The following is an 8,083-nucleotide window of genomic DNA, read 5'->3' on the forward strand; positions in this document are numbered from 1 at the left end:
GACCACGGTCGCCACCGCCGCCTTCGCGACGGCGATCGCCATCGCGACGCGGGCCACGATCGCCGCGGCCTTCGCCGCCTTCGCGACGCGGACCACGGTCACCACCCTCGCGCGGCTCGCGCGCCGGGCGGCTGTCCTCCAGCTCGGCGCCGGTCTCCTGATCGACGACGCGCATCGACAGGCGCACCTTGCCGCGCGGATCGACCTCGAGCACCTTGACCTTGACCTCCTGGCCCTCGCTGAGGACGTCGGAGACCTTGGCGACGCGCTCGTTCTTGATCTCCGAGACGTGGACGAGGCCGTCCTTGCCGCCCATGAAGTTCACGAACGCGCCGAAATCGACCAGATTGACGACCTTGCCGTCATAGATCTTGCCGACCTCGGCCTCCATCGTGATGCCTTCGATCCACTTGCGCGCCGCCGCGATCTTCTCGGGATCGGACGAGCTGATCTTGACCGTGCCATCGTCCTCGATGTCGACCTTGGCGCCCGTGGTGGCGACGATCTCGCGGATCACCTTCCCGCCGGTGCCGATCACTTCGCGGATCTTGTCCTTGGGGACGGACATCGTCTCGATGCGCGGCGCATGCGCCGAAAGCTCGCCGACCGAAGTCAGCGCCTTGGCCATCTCGCCGAGGATATGCGCGCGGCCTTCGTTCGCCTGCGCGAGCGCGACCTTCATGATCTCCTCGGTGATTCCCGCGATCTTGATGTCCATCTGAAGGCTGGTGATGCCCTCGCTGGTGCCCGCGACCTTGAAATCCATGTCGCCGAGGTGATCCTCGTCGCCGAGGATGTCGGAGATCACCGCGAAATCCTTGCCTTCGAGGATCAGCCCCATCGCAATGCCCGAGACCGGGCGCACCAGCGGCACGCCGGCATCCATCATCGACAGCGAGCCGCCGCACACCGTCGCCATCGACGAGGAGCCGTTGCTCTCGGTGATGTCGGAAAGCACGCGGATCGTATAGGGAAACTCCTCCTTGGTCGGCAGCACGGGGTGCAGCGCGCGCCACGCGAGCTTGCCATGCCCCACTTCACGACGGCCCGGCGCGCCGAAGCGGCCGACCTCGCCCACCGAATAAGGCGGGAAATTATAGTGGAGCATGAAGCGCTCGTAGGAGAGGCCGGTCAGCCCGTCGATCATCTGCTCGGCGTCGGCGGTGCCGAGCGTGGTCGAGCAGATCGCCTGCGTTTCGCCGCGCGTGAACAAGGCCGAGCCGTGCGCGCGCGGCAGGAAATGGACCATCGCCTCGATCGGACGGATCTGCGTGGTGGTGCGGCCGTCGATGCGCTGGCCCTCCTTGAGGATCGCGGTGCGGACGATCTCCGCCTCCAGCTTCTTGACGAGCTTGCCCGCGGCCATCTGATCCTGCGGCGCGGCATCGGCGAACGCCGCCTTGGCCTTGGCGCGCGCCTCGTTCAGCGCGTTGGAGCGCTGCGACTTGTCGGTCAGCTTGTAGGCGGCGGCGATATCCTTGCCGATCAGCTTCTTGAGCTTGTCCTTGGCGGCCGAGAGATCGGCCTGCGCGGCCATTTCCCACGGGTCCTTGGCGGCCTTTTCGGCGAGATCGATGATCGCATTGACGATCTTCCTCGAAGCCTCGTGCGCGAACACGACCGCGCCGAGCATGACCTCTTCCGAAAGCTCCTTGGCTTCGGATTCGACCATCATCACGGCGTTGCTGGTGGCGGCGACGACGAGATCGAGATCGCTCTCCTTGATCGCGTCATGCGAGGGATTGAGGATATATTCGCCGTCCTTGTAACCGACGCGCGCGGCGCCGATCGGCCCCATGAAGGGCACGCCCGAGATCGTCAGCGCGGCGGACGCGGCGACGAGCGCGAGGATATCGGGCTCGTTCTCGCCGTCATAGCTCAGCACCTGCGCGATGACGTTGATCTCGTTGTAGAAACCCTCGGGGAACAGCGGGCGGATCGGGCGATCGATCAGGCGGCTGGTCAGCGTCTCCTTCTCGGTGGCGCCGCGCTCGCGCTTGAAGAAGCCGCCGGGGATGCGGCCGGCCGCGCTGTATTTTTCCTGATAGTGGACGGTGAGCGGGAAGAAATCCTGGCCATCCTTGACGTGCCGCGCGGCGGTGACCGCGCAGAGCACGACCGTCTCGCCGAGCGTCGCCAGCACGGCGCCGTCGGCCTGACGCGCGACGCGCCCCGTCTCGAGCGTCAGCGTCTTGCCGCCCCACTCGATTTCCGTCTTCTTGATATCGAACATGTCTTTTCCTTCACTCCCGACGCCCTATGCGCCGGGGGCCTCTGTCTGCGGGCTAGCCGGCCCGCGGCGGTGCGGGACTTTTCGCGTCCCTGGTGGACCTCGGCCGAATTGCCTTGGTCCTGGCGCCGCCGTGCTCCTGCGAAGGCAGGAGCCCAGTCTCGGGCGGCTCGCAACCGGGCTCCCGCCTTCGCGGGAGCACATAAACGAAGCGGCCCGCGAGGGGCCGCTCCAGGATTATTTCCGCAGGCCCAGCTTCGCGATCAGCGCGGTATAGCGGGCGGCGTCCTTCTTCTTGAGATAGTCGAGCAGGCTGCGGCGGTTATTGACCATCATCAGCAGGCCGCGGCGCGAATGATTGTCCTTCGCGTGCGTCTTGAAATGCTCGGTGAGGTTGACGATCCGCTCGGTGAGGATCGCGATCTGCACCTCGGGCGAACCCGTGTCGCCCTCACCCTGGGCATTGTCCTTGATGACTTCGGCCTTGCGCTCGGCGGTGATCGTCATTGTCTCTTCACTCCGACATCAGGTTGAAGCCGCGCACCACCGTCGTCTCGTCCGCCACATCGACGAGCGCCACGGGCAGACCGTCGAGCATCGCGAGCGTGAGACCGGGTGGTGCTGCGATCCCGAGAAGCCGGCGGCCCTGACGGAGCGCTTGGGCCTGTTCGGGGGAGACGGAGAGGACCGGGATGTCGTCCAGACCCGCCGTCAACGGCAGGAACAGCGCCTGCACCCGCGCGTCTCTAGCGGCTCGATCCAGATTGTCGAGCGAAATCGCCTGTTCGAGCGTGAACGGCCCCGCCTTGGTGCGGCGGAGCATGGTGACATGGCCGACCGTGCCGAGCGCCTGCGCAATATCGCGCGCGAGACTGCGGATATAGGTTCCCTTGGACACGAGCGCGGAGAGCGTGATTTCAGCAAGTTCCTCCCCGGCACGGGGAGGGGGACCAGCCGCAGGCTGGTGGAGGGGGGCCGCAACGCGCGTCCCGCTTTCACCTCTGGACATATCCCCCGGCAGCGAGCCCCCTCCACCATCGCGGTGCGATGGTCCCCCTCCCCGCCCCGGGGAGGAACTCAGCGCGTGCACCACCACCTCGCGGCGCGCCAGCACCACCTCCTCCCCCGCCCGCGCCAGATCATAGGCCCGCCTGCCCCCCACCTTGAGCGCCGAATAGGCCGGCGGCCTCTGGCTGATCGGCCCGGTGAAGCGCGGCAGCACCGCCTCCACCTCCGCCAAGGTCGGTCGCCGATCGCTCTCGGCGATCACGGCACCTTCGGCATCCAGCGTATCGGTCTCCGCGCCGAAGCCGATCGTGAAATCATAGGCCTTGTCGGCATCGAGCATCCGCCCCGAAAGCTTGGTCGCCTCGCCGATCGCGATCGGCAGCACGCCCGACGCGAGCGGATCGAGCGTGCCGCCGTGGCCGACCTTGGCCTTGCCGCAGCCGCCGGCGCGCAGCGCCCGCTTGACCGCCGACACCGCCTGCGTCGAGCCCAGCCCCACGGGCTTGTCGAGGATCAGCCAGCCGTGCATCGCCGGCGCGTCTAACAGCTTCGCGGGGGAGCAGGGCGGAAAATACGGCGAAGGCTACTTCGGCAGCGCCGCCCGCAGCTTCGCCGCCACCGGCTCCAGTTCGGCAAGCGGGGCTTCCTTCGCCGGCGTCGAGAGCGAGGGCACGTCGCCATAGGCCGGATAGACGTGGATATGCAGATGCGGGACGCTGCTCGCATTGCCGTTGTTCTGCTGGAGCACCACCCCCGTCGGATGAAAGACGTCGCGCTCGGCGATCGCGATCCGCCGCGCCACGACGATCAGCCGCGCAAGATCGGCGGGATCGATCTCCATCACGTTGCGGGCATGCGCGGTCTTCGAGATGACGAGGACATGGCCCACGCTCTCCGGATGATTGTCCATGAAAGCGAGCACCCGGTCATCCTCATAGACCTTGGCGACGGGCAGCTCGCCGCGGATGATCCGCGCGAAGACGTTGCCGCCGTTCCAGCCCGGCCCGGTGAAGCTCGTCGCGCGCGGCGGCACCGTCCACAGCCAACCGACCAGCCTGGCGGAGAGCGCAATGCGCATGTCCGAGAAGCTGTGATCGGTCGCCCAGGTTTCCGACTGGACCCAAGGCCCGCCCGCCGCGACCGCCGCTTCGGCCGCCGCCTTGCCGCGTTGGCCGATGCCGCGCTCGGCGCCGATAACCATCAGCGGGCGATCGGCGAGCTTCCTCGCGGCGGCGACGAGATCGAGCGCTTCCCCGGCCTGCGCGGTCTCGTCGGACAGCGCCTCGACGCTCGTCCCCGCGAGCGGCGGCATGTCGCCGCGCAGCTCGCCTTCGACGAAGGCCTGTTTCTTCGCCGGATCGGCGAAGTCGCGGCCCGTCGCGGCGATGTCCGCCGGATCGATCAGGAAGGTGCCCGCCACCGCATCATCGTCGGCCGAGACGCGCGCGGCGACGATGCCGCCGAGGCTGTGCCCCGCGACGACGATGCGATCCACGTTGATGCGATAGGCCTTCACCGCCTGCGGAGCGCGCAGGAAGGCGAGCGCGGCCTTTCCGTCCTCGATGCAATGCGCGAAGGAATATGTGCCGGGGCTGCCCCAGCTACCGCGATAATGGAGCGTCAGCACGTTCCAGCCCGCGCGCCGCGCCGCCTGCGCCAGATCGAGATTCTGCTCGTTGCCGGGCAATCCGTGGAGCAGCAGCAGGGTCGGGTGCGAACCCGATCCCGCCGCCACGTAGAGCACCCCGTTGATGCTCACGCCGTGCGTCGGGATCCGCACCACCGCCATCGCCGCCGGATTCTTCGCGTCCGCCGGCGGATCGGTGATCACGCTCAGCGGCGGGTTGGGGTAGGCCGGCGGCCCGGCGGCCCCCGCGCCGCTCGCCAGCAGCAGCGATGCCATCAGCAGATGCGCAAGCTTCAAGGCAAATTCCTCCCCCAGGATTTCCGAACAGACTTCAGGGTCAATAAAGCCACGGACCCCATTGGCCGACCACGCGCCAGTCCTTGCCGTGCGTCACCAGCGCATAGAGCGTCCCCCAATGATGGACGCGCACCGCGACGAACGCGGCATGATCGGTGCGCTTGACCCCCGAAAGCACATAATTGGCGTCGCAGCCGAGCCTGTCGTCCCGCCCCGGCCACCAGCGCGGATTGACCCTCGGCGGCATCCAGCTCTCGCGCAGGCGAACGCTGTGCAGCTCGACCGCGGGAGGCGAGATCGCGAAGGCAAGTCCATCGAGGATCGATCGCTTGTCGCGCGGCAGTTCGTCGGTACGCGCGGGCGGCTCGGGAATATGCGCGTTGCGCCCGGCGGCGACCGCGTCGCGGAGCTGCTTTTGCGAGGGCATCGCGGGCGGGCGCCACGGCTGCGGCGGAAACCAGTCGAGCACATAATAACGCTGGAGCTGCCCGCGCGTCGCGACGCGAAACTGCGAGAGCGGACTGCCGAAGGTGAGCCGCGAGACGCAGATCGGCTTGTTGTCCGAAACCAGCAGCTCCAGCACGCTGCGGACGATCTTCTCGTCGGTATCGAGCGTGTCGGGCGTCGGCCCCCTGCCGCAGCCCGCGAGCGGCAGCAGCGCGGCGAGCGCCAACAGCGCTCTACGCATCGAGATCGCGCGCCACGTTCGGCGCCTTCAGCAGATCGTCGATCCGCGCGCCCTGGTCGAAGCTTTCGTCGAGCAGGAATTTGAGCCTGGCGGCATATTTGAGGTTCACGCGCGCGGCGACCGCGCTCTGCAGATAGGCGGTGTTGGTGCGCAGCGCCTTCAGCACCACCTCCTCCTCGCGCCCCAGCAGCGGCTTCACGAAGACGATGGCATGCTTGAGATCGGGCGACATCCGCACCTCGGTCACCGAGACGGGATGTTTGGTCAGCGTGTCGTCGTGGACGTCGCCGCGCGCCAATATTTCGGCGAGGATGTGGCGCACCTGCTCGCCGACGCGCAGCAGGCGGACCGATTTGCCTTCGGAAGTCTCGTTGCGGCGCATGGCTTTCTTCTAGCCGCCCAAGCCCTGCTTTGCGAGCGCCTTGGGCGGCACTTTGCAATTGGCAATATCGGGCGGTCCACCGCCCTTCCGGCCGGTTGGACCGAGGAACCGAGCCATGGTCCCGCCGGTTTTATCCTCGACGCCCGGCGCCTCTTCGATTGCGGCCCGTGCGGAATGCAGACGACACAAGGAGAGTCTGAGATGGGTTATCAACGCAACGACGGCCGTTTCGGCGGCTTCAACGATCGCGACCGCAATTATGGCGCCGATCAGGACCGCAACCGTCCTGCCGGAAACGACTATGGCTATCAGGGCGGCGGCTATCAGGGCGGCGGGCGCGACTATCGCGGCGATCGCCCCGAGGATCGCGGCAACCGCTACAACCGCGACTACGGCAATGATCCGCGCGGCTACGACTATCAGGATCGCGGCCTGTTCGATCGCGCCGGCGACGAAGTCCGCTCCTGGTTCGGCGACGAGGATGCCGAGCGCCGCCGCCGCGCCGACGAGCGCAACGCGCCGCGCGATCAGGATCGCTACGGCAACTCGGACTATCGCGCGGACACCTCGGATCGCGGTCGCGCATACCAGGGCGCCGATCACGGCCATGAGGCCGGCTACCGCTCGTGGCGCGAACGCCAGATTCAGGCGCTCGATCAGGATTATGACGAATATCGCCGCCAGCATCAGTCGAAGTTCGACACCGAGTTCCACGGCTGGCGCCAGACCCGTCAGGGCCAGCGCGATCAGCTCCAGAAGGTTCAGGAGCATCAGGAAGTCGTTGGTTCCGACGGCCAGCATGTCGGCACCGTCGATCATGTGCGCGGCGACCGCATTCGCCTGACCAAGACCGATCAGGCGGCGGGCGGCCACCATCATTCGATCCCGTCGTCCTGGATCCAGTCGGTCGACGACAAGGTGACGATCAGCAAGACCGCCGATCAGGCCAAGGCACACTGGCGCGACGAGCAGGACAATGACGAAGGCGGCCTGTTCGGCAACCGCGACGGCAATCGCACCGACCTCAACCGGAGCTTCTCGGGCACCTACTGAGCTCGGGACATCCGCTAGGGACGAGGGAGGGTCCGGCAGCGATGCCGGACCCTTTTCCTGTGCACCTAATTTTGCACCGCTATAGGCGCGAGGCCGATGAAGATGCGCGACAAGACGATATGGGCGTTATCCGCCGCGATGGCGCTCACCGCATGCACTGTCTCACCGCCGAGCGCGGTCATGCGCGCCGCCTCCCAGCCCCAGGGCGTGACCGGGACCTTCGGGCTGACCGTGCGCGCCGTGGGCGAGCAGGGCGGCGTCTTCTACCTGAATTCCGAGCTGGACTATCGCGACCAGCGCAACCTCTCGATCGCCATTCCCGCCGACCTGTACGCCGATCTGGCGGCAAGGCTCGGCGGATCGCCCCGCGAGAAGTTGCTCGGCAAGCATATCGAAGTGACCGGCGTCGCGAGACGCGTCACGATCTTCTTCCTGGCCAACGGCCGCCGCACCGACAAATATTATTATCAGACGCACATCGAACTTCACTCGCTCGACGATCTGAAGCTGCCGCGTTAGAGGCTGTCGTCTAGAGCCGGATGACTTCAGCTTACCCGCTCATGCTGAGTAGAGACCGAGTAGCTCCGCAGGAGCGTATCGAGGGCTCGTATCGAAGTACGGTTCCAGGGAATGCCCTTCGATACGGGCTCTCGACAGGCTCGATCCCTACTCAGGATGAGCGGATGGGTGGATCATTCTAAAGTCATCCGGCTCTAAAGCCGAAACGTCACCCCGGCCTTGAGCCGGGGTCCCGCTTCTTCTTCAGCGTCGGCCAAGCAGCGGGACCCCGGCTCAAGG

At 66.8% G+C, this 8,083-nt stretch carries 8 protein-coding genes; 2 read left to right on the forward strand and 6 right to left on the reverse strand.

The features are described 5' to 3' along the window. From pnp to rbfA, 6 genes are all read right to left on the reverse strand, one after another. A partial coding sequence (gene pnp / locus HUU94_RS00470; protein WP_174273174.1) for a polyribonucleotide nucleotidyltransferase occupies positions 1-2,233 on the reverse strand: 2,233 nt, incomplete at its 3' end. Positions 2,234-2,467: 234 nt separating this feature from the next. Beyond that, positions 2,468-2,737: a 30S ribosomal protein S15 gene (gene rpsO / locus HUU94_RS00475; protein ID WP_174273175.1), complete on the reverse strand. Its 270-nt coding sequence runs from the start codon at positions 2,735-2,737 to the stop codon at positions 2,468-2,470. 7 nt (positions 2,738-2,744) lie between these two features. Then, positions 2,745-3,767, reverse strand: coding sequence for a tRNA pseudouridine(55) synthase TruB (gene truB / locus HUU94_RS00480; protein WP_174273176.1), 1,023 nt, complete (start codon positions 3,765-3,767; stop codon positions 2,745-2,747). Between the two features lie 54 nt (positions 3,768-3,821). After that, positions 3,822-5,162, reverse strand: a complete 1,341-nt coding sequence (locus HUU94_RS00485; protein WP_174273177.1) for an alpha/beta fold hydrolase — start codon at positions 5,160-5,162, stop codon at positions 3,822-3,824. A 40-nt stretch (positions 5,163-5,202) separates the two neighbouring features. Then, a complete protein-coding gene (locus tag HUU94_RS00490; RefSeq protein WP_174273178.1) occupies positions 5,203-5,850 on the reverse strand; it encodes a hypothetical protein in 648 nt (215 codons plus the stop codon). Beyond that, positions 5,843-6,232, reverse strand: a complete 390-nt coding sequence (gene rbfA / locus HUU94_RS00495; RefSeq protein ID WP_174273179.1) for a 30S ribosome-binding factor RbfA — start codon at positions 6,230-6,232, stop codon at positions 5,843-5,845. The genes HUU94_RS00490 and rbfA overlap by 8 nt, the downstream gene beginning before the upstream one ends. 201 nt (positions 6,233-6,433) lie before the next feature. On the opposite strand from rbfA, the gene HUU94_RS00500 reads away from it, so the two are divergent. Beyond that, positions 6,434-7,285, forward strand: coding sequence for a DUF2171 domain-containing protein (locus HUU94_RS00500; protein ID WP_174273180.1), 852 nt, complete (start codon positions 6,434-6,436; stop codon positions 7,283-7,285). 180 nt (positions 7,286-7,465) lie between these two features. Next, positions 7,466-7,804, forward strand: a complete 339-nt coding sequence (locus HUU94_RS00505; protein ID WP_174273181.1) for a hypothetical protein — start codon at positions 7,466-7,468, stop codon at positions 7,802-7,804. Positions 7,805-8,083 lie beyond the last annotated feature (279 nt).

Source organism: Sphingomonas bacterium (assembly GCF_903644055.1).
Taxonomy (GTDB): Bacteria; Pseudomonadota; Alphaproteobacteria; order Sphingomonadales; family Sphingomonadaceae; genus Sphingomonas_I.